This window comes from Streptomyces sp. VTCC 41912, assembly GCF_045799175.1.
Taxonomy (GTDB): Bacteria; Actinomycetota; Actinomycetes; order Streptomycetales; family Streptomycetaceae; genus Streptomyces; species Streptomyces albulus_C.
Genome location: NZ_JBJMAB010000042.1, coordinates 11,550 through 34,776, shown reverse-complemented (window position 1 = coordinate 34,776; position 23,227 = coordinate 11,550). Strand labels below are relative to the sequence as shown.

The 23,227-nt window shown below is 70.8% G+C and carries 22 protein-coding genes; 12 read left to right on the top strand and 10 right to left on the bottom strand.

Annotated features, from left to right (window positions below):
* Window positions 1-44: 44 nt before the first annotated feature.
* The 8 genes from ACJ6WD_RS35480 to ACJ6WD_RS35445 form a co-directional block, all read right to left on the bottom strand.
* The gene (locus tag ACJ6WD_RS35480; RefSeq protein ID WP_407617281.1) at window positions 45-629 is read right to left on the bottom strand and encodes a hypothetical protein; all 585 of its coding nucleotides are present in this window, start codon (window positions 627-629) and stop codon (window positions 45-47) included.
* Window positions 626-2,413 (bottom strand): type IV secretory system conjugative DNA transfer family protein, encoded by a 1,788-nt coding sequence (locus ACJ6WD_RS35475; RefSeq protein ID WP_407617280.1) that lies wholly within the window; start codon window positions 2,411-2,413, stop codon window positions 626-628. Before ACJ6WD_RS35475 ends, ACJ6WD_RS35480 begins: the two co-directional genes overlap by 4 nt.
* The gene (locus ACJ6WD_RS35470; protein ID WP_407617279.1) at window positions 2,410-3,957 is read right to left on the bottom strand and encodes an ATP/GTP-binding protein; all 1,548 of its coding nucleotides are present in this window, start codon (window positions 3,955-3,957) and stop codon (window positions 2,410-2,412) included. The genes ACJ6WD_RS35475 and ACJ6WD_RS35470 overlap by 4 nt, the downstream gene beginning before the upstream one ends.
* Before the next feature lie 14 nt (window positions 3,958-3,971).
* Complete coding sequence (locus ACJ6WD_RS35465; protein WP_407617278.1) at window positions 3,972-5,480, bottom strand: SCO6880 family protein; 1,509 nt, start codon at window positions 5,478-5,480, stop codon at window positions 3,972-3,974.
* A complete protein-coding gene (locus tag ACJ6WD_RS35460; protein WP_407617277.1) occupies window positions 5,470-6,714 on the bottom strand; it encodes a hypothetical protein in 1,245 nt (414 codons plus the stop codon). The genes ACJ6WD_RS35465 and ACJ6WD_RS35460 overlap by 11 nt, the downstream gene beginning before the upstream one ends.
* 89 nt (window positions 6,715-6,803) lie before the next feature.
* The gene (locus ACJ6WD_RS35455; protein ID WP_407617276.1) at window positions 6,804-7,562 is read right to left on the bottom strand and encodes a hypothetical protein; all 759 of its coding nucleotides are present in this window, start codon (window positions 7,560-7,562) and stop codon (window positions 6,804-6,806) included.
* A 23-nt stretch (window positions 7,563-7,585) separates the two neighbouring features.
* The gene (locus ACJ6WD_RS35450) at window positions 7,586-7,843 is read right to left on the bottom strand and encodes a hypothetical protein (protein WP_407617275.1); all 258 of its coding nucleotides are present in this window, start codon (window positions 7,841-7,843) and stop codon (window positions 7,586-7,588) included.
* Complete coding sequence (locus ACJ6WD_RS35445) at window positions 7,840-8,469, bottom strand: hypothetical protein (protein ID WP_407617274.1); 630 nt, start codon at window positions 8,467-8,469, stop codon at window positions 7,840-7,842. Before ACJ6WD_RS35445 ends, ACJ6WD_RS35450 begins: the two co-directional genes overlap by 4 nt.
* A gap of 328 nt (window positions 8,470-8,797) precedes the next feature.
* Here ACJ6WD_RS35445 and ACJ6WD_RS35440 point away from each other — a divergent pair, with 328 nt between their 5' ends.
* The 9 genes from ACJ6WD_RS35440 (at window position 8,798) to ACJ6WD_RS35400 (ending at window position 16,760) form a co-directional block, all read left to right on the top strand.
* Window positions 8,798-9,031, top strand: coding sequence for a helix-turn-helix domain-containing protein (locus ACJ6WD_RS35440; protein WP_407617273.1), 234 nt, complete (start codon window positions 8,798-8,800; stop codon window positions 9,029-9,031).
* A gap of 124 nt (window positions 9,032-9,155) precedes the next feature.
* The gene (locus ACJ6WD_RS35435; protein WP_407617272.1) at window positions 9,156-10,022 is read left to right on the top strand and encodes an NlpC/P60 family protein; all 867 of its coding nucleotides are present in this window, start codon (window positions 9,156-9,158) and stop codon (window positions 10,020-10,022) included.
* Entirely contained in the window at window positions 10,019-10,648 is a 630-nt protein-coding gene (locus ACJ6WD_RS35430; protein WP_407617271.1) for a hypothetical protein, read from the top strand. Before ACJ6WD_RS35435 ends, ACJ6WD_RS35430 begins: the two co-directional genes overlap by 4 nt.
* Window positions 10,645-12,216, top strand: coding sequence for a PQQ-binding-like beta-propeller repeat protein (locus ACJ6WD_RS35425; RefSeq protein WP_407617270.1), 1,572 nt, complete (start codon window positions 10,645-10,647; stop codon window positions 12,214-12,216). Before ACJ6WD_RS35430 ends, ACJ6WD_RS35425 begins: the two co-directional genes overlap by 4 nt.
* Window positions 12,217-12,378: 162 nt before the next feature.
* Entirely contained in the window at window positions 12,379-13,311 is a 933-nt protein-coding gene (locus ACJ6WD_RS35420; protein ID WP_407617269.1) for a ParA family protein, read from the top strand.
* Window positions 13,311-14,375: a hypothetical protein gene (locus tag ACJ6WD_RS35415; RefSeq protein WP_407617268.1), complete on the top strand. Its 1,065-nt coding sequence runs from the start codon at window positions 13,311-13,313 to the stop codon at window positions 14,373-14,375. Before ACJ6WD_RS35420 ends, ACJ6WD_RS35415 begins: the two co-directional genes overlap by 1 nt.
* Before the next feature lie 118 nt (window positions 14,376-14,493).
* Entirely contained in the window at window positions 14,494-15,276 is a 783-nt protein-coding gene (locus ACJ6WD_RS35410; protein ID WP_407617267.1) for a hypothetical protein, read from the top strand.
* Window positions 15,273-16,505 (top strand): hypothetical protein, encoded by a 1,233-nt coding sequence (locus tag ACJ6WD_RS35405; RefSeq protein WP_407617266.1) that lies wholly within the window; start codon window positions 15,273-15,275, stop codon window positions 16,503-16,505. The genes ACJ6WD_RS35410 and ACJ6WD_RS35405 overlap by 4 nt, the downstream gene beginning before the upstream one ends.
* Window positions 16,506-16,556: 51 nt before the next feature.
* A complete protein-coding gene (locus ACJ6WD_RS35400) occupies window positions 16,557-16,760 on the top strand; it encodes a hypothetical protein (RefSeq protein ID WP_407617265.1) in 204 nt (67 codons plus the stop codon).
* A gap of 518 nt (window positions 16,761-17,278) precedes the next feature.
* Here the strand turns inward: ACJ6WD_RS35400 and ACJ6WD_RS35395 are convergent.
* Complete coding sequence (locus ACJ6WD_RS35395) at window positions 17,279-17,539, bottom strand: hypothetical protein (RefSeq protein WP_407617264.1); 261 nt, start codon at window positions 17,537-17,539, stop codon at window positions 17,279-17,281.
* A 164-nt stretch (window positions 17,540-17,703) separates the two neighbouring features.
* Between ACJ6WD_RS35395 and ACJ6WD_RS35390 the strand changes: the two genes are divergently transcribed.
* Together ACJ6WD_RS35390 and ACJ6WD_RS35385 are read left to right on the top strand one after the other, a co-directional pair.
* Window positions 17,704-18,117: a DUF4357 domain-containing protein gene (locus ACJ6WD_RS35390; RefSeq protein WP_407617263.1), complete on the top strand. Its 414-nt coding sequence runs from the start codon at window positions 17,704-17,706 to the stop codon at window positions 18,115-18,117.
* Window positions 18,118-18,191: 74 nt separating this feature from the next.
* Window positions 18,192-20,009 (top strand): zeta toxin family protein, encoded by a 1,818-nt coding sequence (locus tag ACJ6WD_RS35385; protein ID WP_407617262.1) that lies wholly within the window; start codon window positions 18,192-18,194, stop codon window positions 20,007-20,009.
* Between the two features lie 54 nt (window positions 20,010-20,063).
* Here the strand turns inward: ACJ6WD_RS35385 and ACJ6WD_RS35380 are convergent, their stop codons facing one another.
* Window positions 20,064-20,390, bottom strand: coding sequence for a hypothetical protein (locus ACJ6WD_RS35380; protein ID WP_407617261.1), 327 nt, complete (start codon window positions 20,388-20,390; stop codon window positions 20,064-20,066).
* Window positions 20,391-20,523: 133 nt separating this feature from the next.
* On the opposite strand from ACJ6WD_RS35380, the gene ACJ6WD_RS35375 reads away from it, so the two are divergent.
* Window positions 20,524-23,220 carry an ATP/GTP-binding protein gene (locus ACJ6WD_RS35375; RefSeq protein ID WP_407617260.1) on the top strand — a complete coding sequence of 899 codons (2,697 nt, stop codon included), beginning with the start codon at window positions 20,524-20,526 and terminating at the stop codon, window positions 23,218-23,220.
* Window positions 23,221-23,227 lie beyond the last annotated feature (7 nt).

Here is a 23,227-nt window from a genome sequence, read left to right as displayed (position 1 = left end):
GCGCACGTCTCTGCCCAAGCCCGTAGAACGGGCTTGGGCAGTTCTCATTCCGGCTGCGCCACGGGCGAGGACTCGGTCACCGGCGGCAGGGCGCCACGGTCGGTTGTTGCTACCGGCTTCGGCGCGGTGTGACCGTTGAGGCACGACCGGTTGATGCGTCTACAGGCCCGCCGCAGGCTCTCGTCGAGGTACCGGTCGTGCCAGTAGACCGCGGCGTCGCCGACTCCTTTCGACTTGTGGTCGGCCAGCATCGCGGCCTTCCACGATCCGTGGAGGGCGGCCAGTTCGTCGACTGCTCCCTTGTGATGGGGCCAGCACGGTAGGACGCGCAGGTCACCGCTGATTTCGTAGTGCCCCTGCAGCCAGTCGACCCAGTCCGCGAGAGCCGCCCACTCCTCGGGGGCAGCCCGATCGGTCCAGCTGGCAGGGTGCGGGGGTTCTTCGTCGCCAACGTCCTCAGCCTCGGCGGCCGCCAGCTGGTCGACGACTTCCTGCAGCTGCTCGCGCAGTTGGCCAACCGCCTTGCCCAGACGGTCACTGCGCTCCATGCCGTCCTCGGCCACCGCCGAGACCAGCATCACCAGCTCGTCGAGCTGGTCTTCCAGTCCCTCCAGCGTCAGCCGGCTCACGAGTTCTTCTCCAGCGAAATGCCGCCGTCATCCTCGGCGTCGCCGGCCGGGGGCGGCGTCGGCTCGCCGTACAGCCGCTTGCTGTCCGCGACCAGCTGCGCCAGGTCGCTTTCCCAGTACGGCTCCGCCTCGATCATCATCGGCCCGACGCCTTGCATCATCACGACCATGCGCCGTGGCGCGAGTCGGCCGAGTTCCGAGACCGGCAGAATCGCCTTCTCCCGAGTTCCCTCGGAGGTCTGCTGGGCCCCGACGAGGGACCGCTGGTCGCTGGAGCGGGTGATCTGCGGGGCGTCCCACTCGCCGACCAGGTCGCTGACCCGCTTCAGCAGCACGGAGGTATCGGACAGGCCGCCGCCGTAGGTCTTGCAGGCCGCGGCGTCCCAGAGGGTGTCCATCCCGTGCTCGCCGAACGCCTCGACGCCCTGGCCCCAGGTCTGCAGCCAGGCCATGACGACGATGCCCTTGCTGCGGTAGTAGGTGTAGAGGTCCGGCAGCTGGCGCCAGCGCACGGTGTTGGCGACCTCGTCGAGCGGTGCGACGAGCGGCGGATTGAGCCGGCTGCCCGGTGCGCGGTCGGCCGCTCGGTCCGCGGTGTTCAGTACGGCGGCCGACAACGCGGTGGTCAGCGGGGCGGCCGAGCCGGCGCCTTTTCGCGAGAGCAGGTACAGGGTGTCGGTGGAGGTGACAAAGTCCTCGGGCCGGAACTCCGGCCGGCTGTGCAACTGCTCGGAAGGGCAGGTCACCCAGCGCGTGATGTCGGGGTTGGTGAGCCACCCCACGAACACCTCCGCCGTCGCGAAGACGCTCTCACGGGTCTTCTCCGGGAGTCGGCGCATGCCCTGCAGGCCAACTGCGGCGACCGTCGCGCCGTGAGCACGCAGGATGTCGTCAGGGTCGGTGTTCTGGGAGTCCGTCAGCCACTCGTAGACGACGGTGATCTGCTGGCCATCCAACGCGGCGGCCAGCAGGCACCATGCCAACACGCTCTTGCCCTTGGGGTCGAAGAACCCGTCCGCCTTCGCCCGCTGTTCGGCGTCGGAGTTGCCATCGGCCAGGACGCCCATCAGCTCTTCGGCGTCGGAGAGCTTCCTGACCTGCCGCAGAGGGTTCCACCACCAGCTGGGGTCCTCCCCGACGATCTCCTGGGGGTCGAATACCCAGGTCTCGCCCTTGAAGGAGCGGCCGAGGCGAGTGAGCTTGACGACGTCATCCTTGTTGGTCGAGGTCATGCAGGCGCCGGGAGCACGCAGGATGGCCGGCACGACCTGGGCGACGGTCTTGTGACGGCCGGGGCCGGCGATCGTCAGATGCAGGAACTCCCACGGGGCGTAGACCCGCTGACCGGTGGTGACCGAGCGCCCCACGCAGATTCCGGGTTCTGCGTTCTCGATCTGCAGTCGCCGCGCGGTCCGCTCGACCTCGGCCCTCAGCGCGACGTGATCGCGACGCGTCGACATCCGGCGGGCCGCTTCATCCGTCGCCTGGGTGGACACGCCAGCGCGCCACCGGCGCCGCACGATGCGGGCTACCAGGATGCCAACCACCGCGGCGGCGGCCGCCTCGATGAGCGCGAAGACGGTGGCCGCCGACGTCCACCTCCACTCTCCGGTCACCAGCCCCAGCAGCGGCGTGACCGGGGCGGTGAACTCCCAGGCCCCAGTGGCCCACCATTGCGCGGCGGTCAGGGCCAGGTAGGCGGCCGCGACCACCAGCAGGCCGCAGCCGATCGCCACCGCGGCGGCGATCTGGCCCGGTGTGGTGCGCTCACCGCCACGGTTCATCGGCCAGCCCCCTCCACATCGAGGCCCTGGGCGCCGCCGGTCTCCTGGATCCGGTTGGCCCACTTCTGGTTGGTGTCGTTGAGCCTGATCTCCGCCGGCGTCAGCGCCGTCTGGATCGGAATGCCCGCATTTGCACCGGCCTTGACCAAGAACTTGCCTCGGCCGGGCGGGGGCATCTCCTGGCCGGTCCGCACGTCGATGCTCGGTGGAATCGACCACTCGACGATCAGCTCACGCTCTCGCGAGGACAACGGCACGATCTTGTTCAGGGCGTCCATCTCGGCACGGGGCAGACCACCGAGGAACACCATCCCGGATCGCTCGACAAAACCCTTGGCCTTGCTTCTGTCCTCGGGGTTGGGCAGGGAGAGCAGGTCATCGGTGGAGTGCGTGGTCATCGACTGCCCGATGCCGATCTGGCGGTTGAGGCGCGTGAGTTCGTCGACTCGGTCGACCAGGCCCACGCCGGCCCTCAGGATCCGCCACAACTCATCGAGCACGAGGAAGAAGTTCCGGCGCGGGGCGAGGCCGGCGTCGGTGAGCCGGTCATTGGCCTCGATCGTGGCGAACGCCTCGGCCCAGCACGTCAGCAGCACCGCGCCCTCCAGCGTCTTCTCGGACGCGGGGATGGACGACAGGTCGATCGACACCGGCCGGTCCAGCGACAGCCGGTGGCTCGTCTGCCGGTTGAAGGTGGACGCCAGCGTGCCCTCGACCAGGCTCATCAGCGACTTCAACAGCGGCTTCACCGCCTGCCGGTACTGCTCCTCGCTGTCGGCCAGCGTCATCGACCGCAGCGTGTCGGGACCGTCCTTCAAAAGCGTCACCAGGTCAGCGAGCAGGGCCGGTCGGCCCAGGTCGACGTCGTCGAGCAGCTCGATGGCCTTGCCCAGCAGCGCCTCCTCATCACCCGTGATCGGCGCCTTACGGACGATGGAGACCAGCGCCGCCACCATGGTCGAGCGCCGGCCGGTCGCTTCGTCCAGCAGCCGGCGGCGGGCGGTGCCGGTCAGCCGCTGCGCGGCCGCGCCCATCTCCCCCAAGTCGAGCGGGTTGAGTGAACCCATCCCTCGCCCGAGTTGGATGACCTGCCCGCCCAAGGCTCGGATCAAGTCCGTGTACTCGCCCTTGGTGTCCCCCGGGACCAGGGAGACGGTCCCGCGGAAGTCCAGGCCGACGATCATGCGCCGGTTCACCGTGGACTTGCCCAGGCCCGGTTTGGCCAGCGTGAACATCGACGGGTTGGCGATCAGACCGGCACGTTCGAACCAGCTGATCGGGTCGCAGCACAGGGTCGCGCCCGTCACCAGGTTGCGCCCGAGCGGGACGCCCATCATGGGCGTGCTGGCACCGACCACGAACGGCCACAAGCCGCAGACCTGCCGGCTGGTGCCCCGGTACTCGGTGGGCAGGTCCAGGTAGGACGTGCGACCACCGGCCGGGCCGTACATCCCGCGGGCACCGATGCGGGCCGGCAGACCCCAGTTGCGGCCGCGCACCGCCAGCCCGGCCTCTTCCTCAGTCTTCTTCGAACGCCGAGCCACGGCGCACCCCCTCGTTACTTCAGTGTCTTCGGCAGCTGCAGGGCGATGTGTTCCGGCAGGATCACGCCGATCGGCAGCGCGGCCAGGAACGCGGCGTCCTGACTCCCCCAGGCGTAGCGCAGGGCGATCCGGGCCGGTGCCGAGAGGCTGTCCACCGCGGTCTGCGCAGCCAGCATCCGATGCGCCTCCTCGCCTTCATCGTGCACGGTGGCCGTGACGACGAGTCCGAACAGGGTCAGGCCCGCTCCGCGCGCTTCCTCTTGCCGGGTCTTGGCGGCCGCGGAGTACTCGGCCTCCGCCCGGGCCTGCCCGTTGCGGGACGTCTCCGTGCGGCTGCGCGCCGCGCGGAAGTCGCGGTCGGCGATGGCGGCCGCCTCGGCTGGCGAGTGCGGCCGGTAGATGAGCGCCACCCGCTTGCGGTCGATGTCGCCGTGCGAGGACAGCAGCGACCGCAGGACGTCGGAGAACACCTCCCCGCGGGGTGCTTCGCCCATCATCCACGTGACGCTCATCGCCCCGTCGTGCCAATACGACTTCGGCTTTGTGATGTGCAGGGTGGGCCCGGCCTGGGACCAGGTGAGTCCCGAGTCGGTGCCCGCGGCCCGCGCCTGGTCGATGAGCTGGGCCACCCCTGGTTCGTAGGCGGTGCGCACAACCTCGGCCAGTTCCGTCGCCGACAGCGGGCTGGCCGCGCCGGCGCCGGTGGCGGCCAGCCGGTTGGTCAGCGAGGGCAGCCGGCGGCCGATCTCCACGGCCATCTCCGCCGGCGTCCTGGTCTTGCGGCCGATCGAGGAGGCGGCGTCGTAGACGAAGGTGACGTAGGTGTGGATGGTCGGTGACCCGGACGGATAGGTGCGGGAGATGTCCTCCATCACCTGCTGCGCGAGCGGGGAGGCCGCCTGCGAACGCTGGTAGGCGATCTCGGTGTGGAGCTTCTCACCGGAGTCGGGGGCGACCTCGACGACCACCTGGAAGCCGACCAGATTCGGCTCGCCGCCCATGGACTGCATGAAGCCGCCCCAGTTGGCGACCCACGTGTCGATGTCGCCCTGGTCGACGAGGCTGCCGCCCTGAGCGCTGCAGGACAGGGTCACCGCGAAGTGCTCGACCTGGTGGTAGTGGATCAGGCCGAAGGCGCGGCCGAGGCCGTCGGTTGCCTCGTACATGTCGGAGGCCATCGCCAGGCCCGGCAGCAGCGACTTGCCGCCGGGAACCTTCGACAGCACGCCAGAGCGGTACACGTGTTGACCTTTCATCACGCCTCGGATCCAGGACAGGCGCGAGTAGAGCAGGGTGCCCATGTGGCGGCCGTAGCGGTCGCGCACGGCCAGGGGCACGAGGACGATGGCGCCGACGAAGACCGTGACGGCCGCGATCCAGAGGTTCAGCGGAGCCGCGGTGCCGGCGACGGCGAGGAAGAGGAACAGCACGCCGGTCGGGACGAGCCCCAGGCCGCCCAGGCCGGGCGGACGGGGGCGGCGCCAGTTGCCGTACGTCCGCAGCGTTTCGGATTCAGGAGCCACTGGGCCCACCCCCTTCGGTGGCGTCCTCGAACCCTTCGAGGACCTTGTCCTTGCCGGCCTTGACGGCCTGCGCGCCGATGGCGATGCCGACGCCGACGGGGCCTGCGGTACCGGCGGCCGCCGTGCTGGTGCCCGCGGTGGCCGTTCCCGCTGTTGCCGTGCCGGTGGTGGCCGTGGCGGTGCCGGTGGTGGCCGCGCTGGTTCCGGTGGAGGACGTGCTGCTGCCGAGCGATCCGCCGTCGGAGACGCCGCCGGACGGCGCGGACTTGCTCAGGCCCACGTTCGAGGCGCCCGTGGGGGCCCCGTCGGCGGCGGGCGACGACTGGGCGGAGATGCCGGACGACGTCGACCCGGACGGGCCGCTGCTGGTGTCGGTGCTGGAGAGGCGCTCAACGGCGGCAGCGCCGCCTCCGATCGAGCCGCCGCCGGTCAGGGCGACGCCCGCCGGCTGCAGCAGCCGGAGCAGGGCCGGCAGTACGACGACCGCAGCGGACAGCAGCACGAAGCCGGTGATGCCGCTGCTGAGGTCCTGAGTCAGGCCGGAGCCCATCAGCCGGTACGCGGCCGCATAGACGGTGGCCGCCGCCGGCTTCAGGGCGAGGAACGCCAGCGTCCACGACAGCCAACGCGATAGCCAGCGTGACCCCATGCCCGTCAGGCTGGTGGCGGCCGGGATGGACACGGTGCCGGCCAGCAGCACCAGGACGGCCGCGCGGAAGAACATGATGATGAGCTGCAGCAGCGAGAAGACACACGCGAAGAGCACCAGCAGCAGCGGCACGCCCGGCCCACCGAGCGAGCTGGACAGGCCCGTGATGGACAGGGCGGCCGCGCCCAGCTTCTCGTCGGCGTTGCCGCCCAGGGACTGGTCGATGATCCAGTTGGTGTAGGAGTCGCCGATCTCGATGCAGATCTGGACACCGGGAATGAACATCCCGTTGATCAAGACGAGCTTGACCATGCCCTGCAGGACGGTACGCATCTCCTCGCCGCTGCCGCGCAGCGAGTAGGCCATCTTCGCCCCCGCGATGACCAGGCAGATCGCGGTCAGCGCGGAGGACAGCCACATGACGTGGGTGTCCAGCCAGGAGGCGACGGAAGTGGCTCCGGTGATCGTCTCGCCTGGTTTGCCCGTGGGTGAGACGCCGGGAGTGGAAACCTTCAGCCACAGCGAGGTGATCGACTGCACCACCTTGCCCAATCCCGCGGCGAGGGAACGGAGGGCGTCCTCCATCCAGTTGCCGATGGTGTTGCCAACGACTGCCGAAGCCCCGTCACAGCCCCAGGAGGCGGGAGGGATGTCGCACAGGCCGAAGTCGGGCACTACACACCCCCGAACCGGATGTAGCCGTCGAGGCTGGTGAGCTGAATGCCGGGGGTGTTCAGGCCGCCGGTGGGCGGCGGCACGATCTTCCAGTCCCCGCCCGACCACTGCACGGTGATGTCGGAGGACTTCAGTGAGTGGGCGGTCTCCGACCCGTTGACGAGGGAGACCACGGTGGTGGCATCGGTGTACGACACGATCCTGAACCCGGCGATCTGCGCCATCTGACCGCTCTGGACGGGCTGGTTGACCTTCTTCAGCTGCTGCTCCAGGGCGTCCCGGGCGGGGCCGGGCAGGGCCTGGGCCCGCAGCGGGGCGACGTCCGGAGCGACCAGGATCGAGCGGTAGAACCCGTTCGCGGCGGCCATGAGCGCCCCGCGGGGGGTGTGCGCGTAGCAGCTGGCCGTCTTGCCGTCGATCTTCAGCGGGCCCGCGCTCTTGGAGCGCGGCAGCGCCACGGTGTTGACCAGGTCCCAGGTGACATCGTCGGGTGCCGTGGTCGGCACGGACTTGTTCGTATCGGTCGGCGTGCAGCCGTTGCCGTCCGGGGCCGGAGGTTGACCGTCGCCGGCCCCGCTTTGGGCGCCGGACGTCGGGGTACTGCTGCCGGTCGGCTGCGGCCCGGCTGCGTTGTCCTTGTCGTCGCCCGAGGTGACGACGACGAAGACCCCCAGCAGGACGACGATGAGGATGATTGCGGCGGATGCGATGAAGAGCCGGTTGCCGCCGTCTTCATCACCGGTGGTGCGCTTCGCCATATGGCGTCCCCCCTAGGTTCGGATCACTTCATCAGTGCGTTGGCCAGCGTGGATGCGGCGGAGATGATGATGCTGCCGACGCAGGCGCCGCCCAGGGCCTTCATGGCGCGACTCGATCCGTGGCCGGAGAAGTAGGCCCAGCACAGGATCGCGCCGGAGATCACGAACGCCACGCCGGCCGCCCAGGCCGCGACCCAGGTGATCCAGTTGCCGATGGTCTGGATCTTGCTGCAGGCCCCGGGCGGGCATTCGCCGATGGCCAGCAGGATTCTCGTGTTCAACGTGTTCCCTCCGTTGGGTGATGCAGGTCGAGCCGAGTGCGTGGATCAGGGGGAGGCATGGCCGGCCCCACGGGACCGGTGGGCCCGGGCCGTCCGCCGGGTGTCATCGGCTGCTGTTGGTAGTGGGTGCCCGCACGCATCGGCTGCGCCGGCCCGGGCGCCTGGTGCGACGCCGGACCGGGCGGCAGCGCCAGGGTGATCTGAGGAGGCGGCAGTTGGCGCAGGGTCTCTTCCAGCGCGCCGAGCGCCTTGACGCGCCTGGCCGGGCGGCCACCCTCGCGCCACTCCTCGACCCAGGGCACCTCCCAGCTGTTGTCCACCGCGCCGGTCAGCACACGAACGCGGTCACGCACGCTGCGGGGCGCCTTGGTGGGAGCGTCGGCCATGAGCACCAGGCCGACGATGTTCGTACTGGCCGGGGCCATGCCCGTATGCCACTCCTGAAGCGCGGCCTGCGCGCAGGCCAGCCCGTGCGCATCCGCGCGGGCCACGAGCACTACGTGCACGCCGGCGACCGCACCGTGGATGTCCGGCCATCGGCGAAGCGCGTCGCCGCCGCCGCCGACGGTGCGCAGGAGCGTCGAGACGCCGGCGCCGCCGTGCACGCCGAGCGCCCACCAGATCACCCCTGGAGTAGGGGGCATCGGGAGGGTGCCGAGTTGCTGCTGCGGGACCTGCACGGACAACTGGCGCTGAGCCGCGGACGTCTGACGGGGTGCCGGCGGCGCTGGCGTCGGCTGGTGATCCTGTGGCGGCACGGCCGGTTGCGGGGTAACCCACAGATCGACTCTTTCGTCCCCCATCCCCGTTCCTTTCTCCGCAACCACAAAACCCGTGATCGCGGACGATTACAGTACCTTCCCAGTCGCGCTGAGCAACTAAAAAAATCGAACGGGCGGGAATAGCCGTTGATACCGTGCGATCTCCATTGAGAGCGCCAGGGGGAGAGTGTGGGTGTACGAGTTCGGCGACTGCGGCGACCGGCTGACGGGATATCCGGAGGTTATGACCCCCAGGGAAGTGGCCGACGCGCTCCGCGTGGAGGTGGGGACGGTGGTGAAGTGGCTGAGTCAAGGACACATACCCGCCTTCCAAGTTGGCCCAAAGAGGACATGGCGGGTATTCAAGTCAGAGCTGTACAAATATATCCAGTCGAATCGGAACTCATGGGGCGTTACATCCGAGTGAGTTTGTTTTTGAATTCGGGCGTGGCGGCATGACCAGAATTCTGCGCAGAACCCTCGCGACGGCCGTCGGACTCGCTTTGGTAGCCGGCTGCGGAATGGTCGACGGCGGCAGCACCCTCGGAGGGTTGAGCGACGCCGTCCCGAGCGAATACCGCGGCTGGATCACGAAGGCCGGCAGCATCTGCTCCCAGATCCCGCCCGCCATTATCGCGGCCCAGATAGAGGCCGAGTCCGGATGGAACCCGCAGGCCCGCTCCCCGGTAGGCGCCCTGGGGCTCAGCCAGTTCATGCCGGGCACCTGGGCGACCTACGGCGTGGACGGCGACGGCGACGGCAAGGCCGACCCCTTCAACCCGGCCGACGCGATCCTCTCGCAGGGCACCTACGACTGCGTGATCGCCAAGGAACTGCTGCCGGGCATCGCCGGCGGGAAGCTCACCGGCGACATCGTGTCCCTGACGCTGGCCGGCTACAACGCCGGATCCGGCGCGGTGTGGCAGCACCACGGAGTCCCGCCCTACTGGGAGACCCAGGGCTACGTCGCCAGCATCTTGAAGCTCGCGCAGAAGTACCAGGGCGCCGTCGCCGGCGGAGGCCCAGCTGGAACCGGCGCGGGCGCCAAGGCCGTCGCCGCAGCGGAGCAGTACCTCGGCCGCCCCTACATCTGGGGTGGCGGTGGAGCCAGCGGACCAAGCCCCGAGGGCGGCTTCGACTGCTCGGGCCTGACGCAATACGCGATCTACGCCGCCACCGGTAAGACGATCCCGCGCACCTCGCAGACCCAGCGCGGCGCCGGCGTCCCCGTTCCCCGCTCACAGATGCGCCCCGGCGACGTCATCGTCATCAACAACGACGGCGACTGGGGGCACGTCGGCCTCTACGCCGGCAACGGTCAGATGATCCACGCACCCCACCCAGGAACCGTCGTCAAGCGGGTGCCCCTCGACGCGTCGTGGCAGAAGTACCCGTGGGACATCAGGAGATTCACATGAGCACGACGAGGACCTCCCGCCGCCTGGCCGCGGCTGCCGCCACCGTCCTGGTCGCAGCGGCCGCCGCCGGCTGCGGCAGCCAGGACGACAACACCCCGACGCCCGCACCGTCGCACTCCTCCCCCGCCCCGACAGCCCGCCCCACGGCCACCTACTCACCCCCGCAGGCGATGCCCTCGGGCAAGGCCGGCACCCCCAAGGGCCTACCCACGACCGTCAACGAGGAGGACGCCACCGCGGTGGCCCACGCCCTTGCCGTCACGGCGTTCACCTACGACACCGCACTGGACCGCACGCCCGCCGACGCCCAACGCCGCGCCGGGCGGTGGCTCACCCCCGCCTACGCCAAGACAGCCCTGGCCCAACCCGTCGCGCCGCCCGGCGCCAGCTGGAACCAGATGGCCGCCCACCACGGCTACACGGCTGTCACCGCCCGTCAGGCCCACGACACCGCCCCCGCGAGCACTCAGACCAGCGCCTACCGGCAGTTCGAAGTCACCGTCCAATTCCGCGGCCGCGACGGCTGGAAGGGCGACGCTGACGAACACTGGGTGACCTGGATCCACCTCGCCCGCAGCACCGCCAGCAGTCCCTGGAAGGCCGACAGCATGCGAGTCTCAACGTGACGACGAACATCGATCCCGCCACCGTCCCCGCCTGGCCCGCGCCCGAGGTCCGCCTCACCGGCCAGGGCCTGGTCGAGGTCGACGGGGTCAGCCTGCGCCTGCCCCAGGGCCTCGACGGAGCCGACGCTCGCCGATGGGCCGTCCAGCACGTCGCCAGCAAGTACGCCCGCCTCGGCCGGCCGATCCGCGTCACCGCGATCGAGACCGACGGCGCCCGCATCCCGCTGATCGTCCACCCCGACGGCACGGTCCAGGCCGTCCCCGAAGAGACCCCGGCCCGCCGCGGCCTCCGCCTGCCCGCGCCGGCCCCCCGCAAAGGCAGCACGAACCCTGGCGAGAAACCGGAGGCCGCAGGCAAGTCCCAGGCCCGCGGCCTGATCGCGGTGGCGGTCTTCCTCGGCGCGATAGCCCTGATCGGCGTGGTCATCCTCAACATCGCAGGCGGCGACCCCGCCCAGGCCCCCAACACCCGTACCCGCGCCACCGCGTCCGGGCCCGCAACCCCACCACCGGCGAACCTGCCTCGGCCGGCACCGGAGGGCTGGACGACCCGCGCCGCCTGGTCCCTGCCGGTCAGCGCCGACGTCTCACCCGCCGTCGCCCCCAACGGCACGGTCGCCACCGTCACCGACAAGGGCGAGCTGGCCGTCCTCGACCCGGCCACCGGCATCACGCGGTGGACCGCGGAACTCCCCGACGGCGCCTATGGAGCGCTGGTGTTCACCCGCATCGACGGCCGCGCCGTCCTGGCCCTCAGCAGCGGGCAGACGCTGCACTACTGGCCGCTCGACGGCTCACGACACCCGCACACCACCGTGGACCTGCCCTCCAGCGGCGGCACCGTCACGTTCGCAGGCGACTCCCCCCTGGTCGCCCTCGACGAGGCAACCGCCGGCGTGATCAGCAAGGGCCAGGTCCGCACCGTCGACCTGCCCGCGAAGGCCACCGCGCTCGCCGCCAACGGCACCACCGTTCTCGCCGCCAACGGTGCCGGCCACATCTGGAGCCTGACACCCGGCCAGAAGGACCTCGGCAAGGGGCAGCAGCTCGCCCCACCTGCCAACGGCGCCCGCCTGAACCGGGTTGTGGGCATCGACGGCCGGCGTCTGGCAGGGGTGTGGCAGAACGGCTCCACCATCATCGCCACCGCCTACGACGCGCACACCGGCAAGCCGCTCGCCGCCGCCAAGGCCGGACAGGACGCCGACACCTCCACCATGCGCGTCACCGGCGACCTGGTCGCGATCGGCCCACTGCTCCTCAACACCGCCGACGGCAGCGGCCGCTACGTCACCGGCACCACCCCCAAGGCCGCAGCCGGCGGCCGCATCTACGCCATCGACCAGCAGCAGCGCACCCATGCCCTGGCGGCCGGCACCGACACCGTCATCGGCGGAGACGACGTCGCGCTCCCCCTCGGAGTCGCCGCCGGCCGTGCCCTGGTGGTCGCCGACAAGCTGGGCCAGCGCACGCTCTACGCCCTCACCCCCGGCACCGGCGGCCAACAGCCGCTCCCCGGCAGCTCCGGCCAGGTCGATCCGCCGCAGCCCCCGGGGCAGGGGCAGTAGTCCACACGCGGAGCTCTGGGCCGTGGAAGGTCAACACGACGACAGGTGTGCGCAGTTGGGCCGGGCCATGCTCCACCCTCCACGCCAGTAGCGGAATCGCCCCGTCCGGCAACCTGACCGGGCGGGGCGACCGCTGTGCTTCACCCGCTACGGTTGCGGGCTATGCGAGAAACACAAGGACAGACCGTACAGGTATCGCCCCTGAGCGACGACCTGGCGTTCCTCGACATCGTCACCGAATGGGACCTCAGTTCCGCCTACCACAGCTGGAAACCCAGCATCGTGGTGCCGCCGACGTTCCTGCCCGGGACCTTGCCCCGCGTCATCGCCATCTGCAACCAGAAGGGCGGAGCGGGTAAGACGACCACCGCACTCGAACTCGCGATGTCGCTGATCGCCCGCGGGCTGCGCGTGCGGCTGATCGACGCAGACCCGCAGGAGGCGTGCCTGACTGTATGGCTGCGCTACTTCTGGCCGGAGGACTTGGCGGAGCCCGCTCGTAAGAGCCTGGAGCACCTCTACTTCGACCAGACGGTCACGCTGCAGGACATCACCTACCCCACGCCGTACAAGGGCCTGTACTTCGTCCCGTCGTTCCCCGACCTCGAAGACGTCGAGACCAAGCACCCGACCGGCACGGATACCAACCTGCAGTACCACCTGTCCAAGCCCGACGACGGGTTCGACGTCACCATCATCGACTGCGGTCCGTCGCTCGGGCCGCTCACGGTGTCCGCGCTCGTGGCCTCTCAAGACGTCATCATTCCGGTGCAGGCCGCAAGTGGCCTCGACGTACGCGGTGCCGCCGCCCTGAACCGCACGATCCGGTCGGTGCAGGGTCGCCTCAACCCGCAACTGCGTGTGGCCAGCGTCGTGCTCACCGACTTCGAGAAGTCGACGCTTGCCCGGCAGATCGGCGGCAAGCTCGCCAAGGCGTACCCCAACGCCGTCATCCTCCCCGCACGCACATCCGTGCGGATCGGTGAAGCGCAGCTCGACAAGGAGCCGCTTCGGGTCTTCGCGCCGACCGCCACAACAGGTTTGGACTACGACCGCGGAGCCAGCGTCCTCTTCGGGAACAAGGGTGCAGCCTGATGGCCGGATATGACGCGAGCGACGCCCTGGACGACCTCTTCGACGATGACCGGGGGTACGCCGTCGGCGCCGGGACCGCGGTAGAGAAGCGGACGGAGGCGATCCTTGACGGACCGAAGCCGGCTGACAGCATCGACGCAGTACTGCGGCTCGCTGACGGTCTGCCGAGCATGGATGCCGTCCGGGAGGTCACGGAGGGGGATACCTCCGACCTCACCGAGCTGGAGCTGGAGCAGAAGGCGGCCACCGAGGAGGTGATCCGTACCGCACTGGCGACTGGTGACGCCTCGGTCTGGGTCATCGCGCAGGGGTTGGAGCGTGCCGCCAAGGGCAAGTGGTGGCGCCGCACCCACACAACCCTGGGCGCCTACGTCGAGGAACTCACCGGGCGCTCCGCGGTGTACGGCCGGCAGCTTCGCAAGGGACTGCCGCTGGCCCTGGAGACGGCCAAGCAGACCGGCGTAGTGCCCAACCCCGGGCAGATCAAGGAGACGCGGAAGACCGAGCGGCAGCACGGGACGCACGCGGCGGTGACGCTCTTTGATGTGGTGCGCGAAGTCAGTGCCGCGCTGGGAGAGAGGCCGACAGCGGCGTCGCTGCGTGCGGTGCACGAAGAACTCCCGGCGCAGCTCCCCACGATCCCGGACCAGCAGCGCGCCGTGATCGAGCAGGCCGCACAGCAAACGCTGGGCCTGGAAAGCGCTGCAATTGCAGCACCTGCGTTCGGATCTGAATCGAACACTGGCGCTGCAATTGCAGCGCCTGGTGGCGACGAGGGGGAGGGGTCGACCGAAGCTGGCGGGGCGGCGCAGTCCCCCTCCGCTGGAGCGGATGGGGCTGCGGACGACGGGATCGAGGACGCGGAGATCGTCCCCGAGCACCTGGTCACGCTGAAGGACACCCTGAAGAAGCTGCGGGAACTCAACAAGACCGTCACGCAAGACGTGTTCATTCAGGCCGCCGCGGGCGAGGCTGACCACGCCGAGTACCTCAGGGTGCGCAACGCCATCATCAAGTCGACGACCGAACTGCGCACCAAGGCACTCCGGGCCCCGAAGGAATGAGGGAGTGGAGGCCCGTCCGCATCGCACCCCTACCCGTGTCTGCGGGTGGGGGTGTTCCGCTTTGGTCAGTGTCAGCGTTTCGCTGACACTGGCTGCATGTCAGTGAAACGCTGACGTCGTGACGAAGGACTACGCGAAGCAGCGCGAGCTGCAGCAGGCGGCCGAGGCCCTACTCAGGGACCGGTACAACGAAGGCCACGACATCCACGACCCCGCCGAGGCGATGAAGGCCGTCCGTGCCGCCGTGTACGGCCACGGCGCCGGCCGAAGCCGTGAGCGCCGCCCCGAAGTGCCGGTCGAGGATGTCCTGGCCGCCCTCACGCAGGTCGGCGATGCCCGCCAGCGACTGGAGCGACTGGAGCTGGACCTGATCCGCGCGGCCCGCTCGCGGGGAGCGTCCTGGCAGAGGGTCGCCGACGGGCTCGGCCTCGGCACCCGCCAGAGCGCAGAGACCCGCGCGATGCGGCTGGAGACCGCTGCGCGCAGCGCCGGCCAGGACCACGACGTCGCAGGCGCCCGCATCGCGCGGGCGCGTCAACGCATCGCCGATGAATGGTGCGTGGAGCACGAGGACCGCATCCGGATGACCGGCGAGCAGCTCTATGACGCCGCCGCGGCCTGGCCAGACCTCGACACGGTGCACATCCACCAGCTGGCCACAGCGCTGGCCGCCGGCAGCGGTGGACCACAGCTTATGGAGTGCCTGCAGAACCTCCGGGCGACATTCGCCCCGCACGACGGGCCTCGCCTGCAGCCCACCCTCGGCAAGCGTGCCGAAGGCAGGGAGGTCACCGCGAACCAGGCCGACGCCGCAGTCGCCGCGCGGGACGCGATGCTGGCACTCCTCGACGAACTACGCACGGTGCGGAGCGCGGTGCTCAGCGCCAAGGAGGCACGGTGAACCCGAAGGTCGAGCAGACGCTCACCGGTGGTGCGTTGCTCTCGGCGGCTGCGACCGAGGTGACGAGCTGGCCGACGACCGGCACCTCCCGCGCCCGACAGGTCCGGTGGGTGGCCGGCGAGTACAGCCGAGCCCTGGCCCACCCCGACCACCCGCTGGACGACCAGGCCACCATCAAGCAGCTCTTCCGCTACGAGGCCGTGGAGGCATACCTGCAGCTGGCCCAGAGCGGAGCCCTGCGCGTCCGCGCGGCACGCAACCCAAGCAAGCCCTCCGACAACAGCCGACAAATCCGCCTCGACGCCCTACGGCAACTGGTGAAGGCGAGCGGCGCCGGAGCCTACGCCGAACTCCCCGCACAACCCGATCCGCCCGCCGCTCCGCCGGTTGCTCCGCGGCCGCGCTCTCTCCTCCGCGCGCAGCTGACCGAGCTGGCCGACGCCCCCGGCGCGACCGCGAGCCGGTTGCGGATGCTCGCCATCGCCGCGATCGTCTCCGACACCAGCATCCGCGCCGGCGAGCTGTGCGCCGGCACGGTCGAGGACCTGTCGCCGACGCTGGAGGAACTGCGCGTCGTCCGGCGCCCGCAGGGTCGCAACCCGGCCGACGCCTACGTGGAGATCCTGGCCCTGTCCGGACTGTCCCGCGCAGCGCTGCGCCGCTGGCTACCCGAGCGCCAGGCCCTACTGGCCCGAGGTACCTCGCGCGAGCTATGGGTCTCGCTGCTCAACAACCACATCGGCGGGCAGGCTACCCCGGCCGGGACGCCGCTGCAGCCCCGCGGCCTGAGCCGCGCCTGGACCCGTGCCGTGGCCGAGGCCAACACCGACATGGCTGGCGAGCCCGACTGGCTGCCACTGCCCACGCGCATGGAGCAGCTGCGCCGTGGTGTCCGGCCGGCCGCCCGCCGGGCACCGACGGAGCCGGATGCCGAGCGGGCCGTCGAGCTGCTCGACACCGTCGCCGTCCGCGGCCGACAGCTGGCCGCGGCCCGCGCGGACGACGTCGGCACCACCACGGAGATCGCGGCACGGATCCCCGTGCGCGAAGCGGTGACGGCCGCCTGGGCGGAGGGCATCGAGCACGCGGTGCAGCTCTCCGCCCTGACGGAGGCCGGCCTGCACGACGACGCCGCACTCGCGGCCGCCGGCTGGGAGCCAACGCTGCTCGCCGCGGTCGACCGAAGCCTGGGCTGGGGCAGGCCGAGCCGGGCGGCCGCCGCCGGCTGACCCCGTCGCCGATCACATGCGGTCCGGCGTGCGCCGCCGGACCCTGGGCCTATGGACGTCCAGCAGCCACCCGTCGTGGTGCACCCCCTCGCCCAGGGGACGCGCCGGGTAACGGTGCGCGGCGAGATGGTCGGTCGGGCCCGCGATCTGAACGACGTCTACGAGTTCCTCCGGCGGGCCGGCCTCGACGATCCGGACCCGCAGGACGCGTCGCTGGTCGAGTGGCGAGGCGGCGGCAGCGAGGAGTGGGAGTGAGAGCACCGAAGCTCAAGATCCATCGTTGCGCTTAACCGTCACACCGTGACGCTTCACCCAACGACCGTTCGGATGCGTCACGCCGCATCCGCCATGCCCGTGTCCGGCACGCCGCGCCGCAGTAGACCGCCCCCAGACGCTTGCTCAGCGGCACCGCAGCCCCGCACACCGGACACCGGCCCGAGGCCCACAGCTCTCCCCCACGGATGACATCCAGACCCTGCTGGACCGCCTCCTGGAACCGCGTCCACTCCCGATGCCGCTGGCGCCATGCCCTCCCGCGGCACGTCGCATCACAGAACCGCCGATTCGGGCCGGCATCGCGCGGCAGGGCCCTCCGGCACGCTTCGCAGCGCCGGGTCTTCCTGCTCTCCTTCACTCTTCCAGGGTCGCGCTGCGCCGGTCCCCGCAGCCCAGAACAGGTTCACCGGGTGTGGAAAGCCAGCGGGCCCGCACTCTTCAGTGCGGGCCCGCGTGACGATTGCTGCTTGGGTTGGCCTCGGGAGCCGACCTCGCCTTCAGCTGGCGTTGGGGTCCTTGCCCGCGAGAGAGGCGAGCAACTGGACGAGGGTGGCGTTGGTCTGGCGCTGCTCGGTGATGAAGTCATCGAGCTTGGCGCCCAAGCGGTCGACCTTCTGGTCGAGGTTGCCGACTTGGAGGCGCAGGGCTGTGAGGTCGCTCTTGACGATGCCGAACTCGCGCTCGGTGGTCTGCGCGTTCTCCTCGAAGCGGCGGGTGAGAGCAGCGAGCTCGCTTTGGGCGAGGGGGTCTTCGGCCATGGTGTCTCCAACGGTGAGCGAGCTGCTGTCGGCTGTCGAGTATCTCAGACGCCCGATATGACTGTGCCGGCCCTCGCCTCTTCACGATTTTCTGCTGAATCGCTGAGATCCGAAGAATTTCTCAGGTATGATCTCCGTGTTGACTCTTCGAGGAGGCCGTACCCATGCCCACGCTCAGCATCCACTTCGACTCCGCGGTCATCGCCCACCTGACACAGGCCCGTGACGGGGAGACCGTGCACGTCAATCTGACCCTGGGCAGCGCGGACACCCCTGCTGTCACCGCGCCCGCTGTGGGGGTGCCGCACGGCCCGCTGGCGGGGCTCATGGGAGCTGGGCTGCTGGAGCCCGGTACGGAACTGTCCTTTCGGCAACGGCGAGCCGGCCGCAGCGGCCGGGCGGTCGTGACCGCCGACGGCCAACTGATCGTTGACGGGTTCGCCTCTCCGTTTGCTTCTCCGTCGAAGGCTGCCGAGGCGATCACAGGGAACGTCATCAACGGCTGGACGCTGTGGCAGATGTCCGACGGCCGCACGCTGGATGAGCTGCGGCGCGCCCTGAACACCCCGACCGCGTAACGGGTTTCGCGCGGGCCTGTGCCGCCTGCGCTCGCCCCCTTCCACGCTCCACCTGACCTGTTCGTGGAGGAACAGTGCCCTCGCAGTCCCGTCCCGCGCCGCCGAAGCCGGATCCGGCCGACGGCTGGCCCCACTCGGTCCTGGCCAACCAGGTGCTCCCCGATGCCATACGCGGCGCGGTGTCCCAGCAGTGCCCAGTGGTGGTGTTCGTCGCCGGCCAGGCAGGCAGCGGCAAGACGCTGGTCGTCGACCTGGTGCACACCGCGCTGGAGCGGCGGGGCGGCGCGGTGCGCGTGGACCGTGATGTCTACAAGGCGTTCCACCCCCACTACGCCGCCTTCCTGGCCGAGGACGTGCGTACCGCCGGTGTGCGGGTGAGGCCGGAGACCTACCAGTGGCAAGCCGACGTCGAGGCGCGGGTGCGGGACGGTCGGTACGACGCGGTGGTGGAGGCACCCCTGGCCCACCCCGACGAGTTCCTCGCAGAGATTGCGGCATACCGGCAGGCCGGCTACCGGGTCGAGATCGTGGCCCTGGCCGTGCCCGAGGCGGTCAGTCAACTCGGCATCTTGGAGCGGTACCTACGCCTTGCCCAGGAGGGGCGGGCCCGCTACGTCTCCTGGGCCAACCACGACCGTTGTGCGGCCGCGCTGGTCGACACCCTCAGCGTGGTCGAAGCCGCGCACCTGGCGGACCGGGTGTTCGTCGTCAGGCGCGCCGTCGAGACAGCGATGGAGGTCGTCTACGACAACGCCCTCGACTCTGACGGGCAGTGGCGCCGCCCGACGGGCGCAGCCGACGCGGTACTCAGCGAACGGAACCGACCGTGGGACGCCCGGCAGACGGCCCGAGTTCGGCGGCAGCTCGCGGCCGCCGACCGCCGCCTGGCCGACCCGCGGCTACCGGAGGACTGGGCGCTGGCCGTCGTCCGCAGCGCCGAGCGCGCCTCGGCGTTGGCCGAGCCGGTCCGGCGCACCGCTCAGCCCCGGCAGGACGCGCCCGGGGTGGACTACCACCGACTCTCGGCGGACGAGCACCGGTGGATTTTCGATGAGGTGATCGTGCCGTCCCTGGGGCGCATCACCCCGCAGGAGCGACCGGTAGCGGTGTTCGTGATGGGCCAGCCCGGCGCCGGGAAGACGCTGGCGGCCAGGATGGTACGCCGTAGCCTGCGGGACCCGGTCCACATCAGCGGTGACGACTTCAAAGCGGCCCATCCGGACTACCGGCAGTTGCTGCGCGAGGAGCCGCGCACGGCCTCCGCGCGGATCCGCGCCGACTACCGAGCCTGGCAGGCGCAAGCGGAGGCGCATGTGCGCCAGCAGCACGGGGACGCCGTCATCGAGGTAGCCCCGGGCAGCGCCACCCAGTTCGTCGCCAGCGCGGCCGCGTACCGGCAGGCCGGCTACCGGGTGGAGGTCGTGGTCCTGGCGGTGCGGGCGGCTGACTCACGGCAGGGCACGGCCGCCCGCTACGCCCAGGTGAGCCGCGACGGCCTGCCCGCACGGTTCACCACCGCCGCCGGGCACGACACCCACTTCGCCGCCCTCCCCTCGGTCGTGGCGGTGGCAGAGCAACTGTCCGTGGTCGACGCGGTTCTGGTGATGCGGCGCGACGCCCACCCCCTGTACCGCAACGAGCGCGATGGCCAAGGGCGCTGGGTGCGGCGTGCCGCTGCTGCGTTGGTCCTCGCCTCGGAGCGGTCCCGGCTGTACACCGAGGAGGAGACGGCACGGTTTTGGGCCACCCAGCGCCGGCTGCATGCGGCGATGCCCCAGTACCGCGACGACCTCGTCGCGATCGGTGCGCTGGCCTGTCCGCTGATGCCCGCCCAGCAGTCCCGCCAGCTCCCTACCCCCGCCCCGGTGGCCGCGCTGCCGGTGCGCGCCTAGAACTACGACGCCGCACCGTGCAGCGGCCACCGGCGGCGCGGTGCGACGCCGGACCTACGACTCGGGCTGCGGTGGCGCGGCGGCCTCCAGCTCCTTCAGCAGCGCGGCGTAGACGGCGGTGATACGGGCGGTCTCTTCGGGCCCGGCCTCTCGGAGCCGGTGCTGGTCTTCCACACATTCCAGCCGCCGGGCCTTGAGCTCTTCCAGACGCTGCTGATCTCCGGAGCGCCGGGCGAGCAGGAGTTGCTCGCTGTACCAGGCAAGGACATTCCTGAGGATCTCTAGCGCCACCTCGTACCCGACCTCGTCGCCCCCCAGGTCCGGAGACGGCTGCGACGGCGGCTGGGGAGAGGACGGCGGGGGCGTTGCAGGGTCGTGCATGGGAACCACCTTGGAGCTCGGAGTCGTCAGCAAATGATCATTGTCGGTGGTCGGCTGGAACCACAGCTGGGCCGGCCACGGTACGCGGCATAGATTTGGCGCGCAGGTGATCACTTCTGGGGGGATTTCAGCAATGGCCGACCTTCGTGCGCTGTTCAGCTCCAACGACCCGGTGGGCAGCAACGAGGCGTTCACCAACCGCCAGAACCAGTGGAACCTCGTCGCCGTCGCCATCGAGGAGCACCTGCGGCACCTCGCCGGCCCCGGCTTCGACGTCGAGGACCTCGAGGCCCCGCGCAACAACGTGATCACGTTCCACGGGGTGGGCGGCGTCGGCAAGTCGACCCTGCTGCGCAAGCTCGAAGCGGCGCTCGCCGCGGCCGAGCAGCGTCCGGTGCAGTGGGGCGCGCCCGCCTGGGCGGACGAGCGCATCGTGCCGATCCGGATCGACCTGGCCCGCTCGGCGTCGACCGGCTCGGACTTCGAACGCGTCGTGCTCACGATCCGCCTCGCCTTGGCCGCCGCCGTCGGCCGGCCCCTGCCCAGCTTCGACCTGGCGTTGCGCCGCTACTGGGAGACCCAGCACCCCGGTGAGCCGCTGGAGGAGTACGTCCGGCGCACCGGCCTGGCGGGGCGGTTCGGGCAGATGCTGCCCCAGCAGATGCAGGCCGCGGTCGCCGAGGCCGTCGGCGCCCTGCAGCTGCCGGGCATGGTGGGCTCGGCGGCCGGCCAGATCACCACGGCGCTCGTGCAGGCGCTGCGCGAACGCCGGGCCCGGGCCCGGGCGCTGGCCGGCTGCGCCCGGACCGCGGCCCTGTTGGAGGCCGAGCCCGACCTGGAGGCGCTCTCCTACTACCCGCACCTGCTGGCGTGGGAGATCAGCCAACTGCCCGAGAGGCGGACGGTGGTGCCGGTCGTCTTGCTGGACACCTTCGAGGACACCGGGGACCGTCACCGCGACGCCGAGCGGCTGTTGCAGCGCCTGGTGTGGTTGATGCCGAACGCGTTCTTCGTCATCGGCGGCCGCAACCGCCTGCCGTGGGCCGACGACGGGCTTCAAGGCCAGCTGGACTACACCGGCCCGACCTCCTGGCCCGGGCTCGCCCCCGAAGCGGGGCAGCCGGCCCGCGCCGCGGGGCAGGGCGGCGCCCGCCAGCACCTGATCGGCGACTTCTCCCCTGAGGACTGCGACGCCTACCTGGCCCGCCGGCTCACCCAGGACGGCCAGCCGCTGATCGGCCCTGACGTCCGCGCCGTCATCACCGCGCGCTCGCACGGCCTGCCGCTGCACCTGGATCTGGCCGTCGCCCGCTTCCTGGAACTCCGCCGCACAGGCCGCACCCCGGCGCCCGCCGACTTCGACCACACCTTCCCCGCCCTCGTCGTCCGGATCCTGTCCGACCTCACGGGCGACGAACGCCATGTCCTGCGCAGCGCCAGCTTGCTGGACGCCTTCGATATCGACCTGGCCACCCGCGCCGCGGGCCTCACCCACCAGGCCGCCGCAAGCCGGCTCGTCGGTCGGCCCATGGTCAGCGAGGACCCCTACGCGATCTGGCCCTACCACCTCCACGGCGCCATCCGGACCGCGCTGCGTACCGCGGACGACCACACCGAGGACCGCTGGACCTTTGCCGACTGGCACCAGGCCGCCGAGCGCGCGCTGGCCGCCCTCGGCCAGCAGTGGCACGACGCCCACGCTCACGCCCCCAGCCGGGCCCTGCTGGTCGCGTGCCTGCGCCAGGGCCTGCGCCTGGCCCGCGACCACCGCCTCGAAGACCTCGGCTGGCTCACCGAAGCCGCCTTCGCCTACACCAGCGACTCCGTCTGGGAGCCCCTCGCCCCACCCACCCACGCCTCGGCCGGCTCCGGGCAGTCGGGCATGGACACCCCCGCCGACGCCGTGGACGAGCTCCTGGCCGCCATCGTCCGACGCCAGCACGAGCACCGAGAGCGCACCGCCGAGCGCCTCACCACCGTCCTGGACACTGGCCTGCTGCCCGGCGAACTCACCGAACTCGGCCTGTACTACCGAGCCAAGGCCCACAAGGACCTCGGCCGCACCGGCGCCGCCCTTGAGGGATACCGCCAGGTCGCCGAGGCCGGCGGCCGGCTCGCCCCGCGCGGCCGCCGCGGGCTGGCCAACCTCGCCCGCATCGCCGGCGACTTCCCCACCGCCTTCGCCGCCGTCCCGCACCTGGGCTGGGAAGGACGGCACCACCGCGTCCTGGCCCACATCCACTGGCCCCACGGCGACATCGACCGCGCCGCCGCCGCCTTCGAAGCCGCGCGGGCCGACGCCGAACAGCACAATGCCCCGGGCGAACGGGCTATCGCCCAGACCCTCCTCGCCTTGGTGGTCGCCTTCGCCGACCCGGTGCGCGCCGACGACGAACTGGCCCTCGCCCACCAGCTCCTGGAACCGCTCGACCAGCGCGCCACCATGCTCTACGCCCACGTCGCCGGCCTGGTACGCGGCGCCGGCACCGACCGCGACATCGCCGACCGCATCGCCGCGCTGCGCACCGAGATCAGTGTCGCCGGCCTGCCCTGGCTCACCCCGCTCGTGGAGACCGCACTCGCCTTCCACCACGCCGTACGCGACGCGCCCGACGACCTCGCCGCCACCCTCGACCGGCTGCGCGAGGCCACCGAGGACGGGGACTTCGCCTACTACGTCGACATCGCCACCGCCATGGCCGACCTACCTCAGCCCGCCGGAAGCACCGCCCAGTGGCTCGACGACGCAAGTACTGTCCGGGAACGCTGGCGCGGCCTGGTCATGGCTCGCCAAGAGCACCTACGCAGTTCGCGCCAGGAACCCGCATAGCCACGAG

What these genes read in the sequence shown, in the direction of transcription:
- ACJ6WD_RS35475 (WP_407617280.1), bottom strand. Translation starts at nt 2,413, where the DNA reads ATGAACCGTGGCGGTGAGCGCACCACACCGGGCCAGATCGCCGCCGCG.
- ACJ6WD_RS35460 (WP_407617277.1), bottom strand. Translation starts at nt 6,714, where the DNA reads ATGGAGGACGCCCTCCGTTCCCTCGCCGCGGGATTGGGCAAGGTGGTG.
- ACJ6WD_RS35455 (WP_407617276.1), bottom strand. Translation starts at nt 7,562, where the DNA reads ATGGCGAAGCGCACCACCGGTGATGAAGACGGCGGCAACCGGCTCTTC.
- ACJ6WD_RS35430 (WP_407617271.1), top strand. Translation starts at nt 10,019, where the DNA reads ATGAGCACGACGAGGACCTCCCGCCGCCTGGCCGCGGCTGCCGCCACC.
- ACJ6WD_RS35420 (WP_407617269.1), top strand. Translation starts at nt 12,379, where the DNA reads ATGCGAGAAACACAAGGACAGACCGTACAGGTATCGCCCCTGAGCGAC.
- ACJ6WD_RS35415 (WP_407617268.1), top strand. Translation starts at nt 13,311, where the DNA reads ATGGCCGGATATGACGCGAGCGACGCCCTGGACGACCTCTTCGACGAT.
- ACJ6WD_RS35400 (WP_407617265.1), top strand. Translation starts at nt 16,557, where the DNA reads ATGGACGTCCAGCAGCCACCCGTCGTGGTGCACCCCCTCGCCCAGGGG.
- ACJ6WD_RS35395 (WP_407617264.1), bottom strand. Translation starts at nt 17,539, where the DNA reads ATGGCCGAAGACCCCCTCGCCCAAAGCGAGCTCGCTGCTCTCACCCGC.
- ACJ6WD_RS35390 (WP_407617263.1), top strand. Translation starts at nt 17,704, where the DNA reads ATGCCCACGCTCAGCATCCACTTCGACTCCGCGGTCATCGCCCACCTG.
- ACJ6WD_RS35380 (WP_407617261.1), bottom strand. Translation starts at nt 20,390, where the DNA reads ATGCACGACCCTGCAACGCCCCCGCCGTCCTCTCCCCAGCCGCCGTCG.
- ACJ6WD_RS35375 (WP_407617260.1), top strand. Translation starts at nt 20,524, where the DNA reads ATGGCCGACCTTCGTGCGCTGTTCAGCTCCAACGACCCGGTGGGCAGC.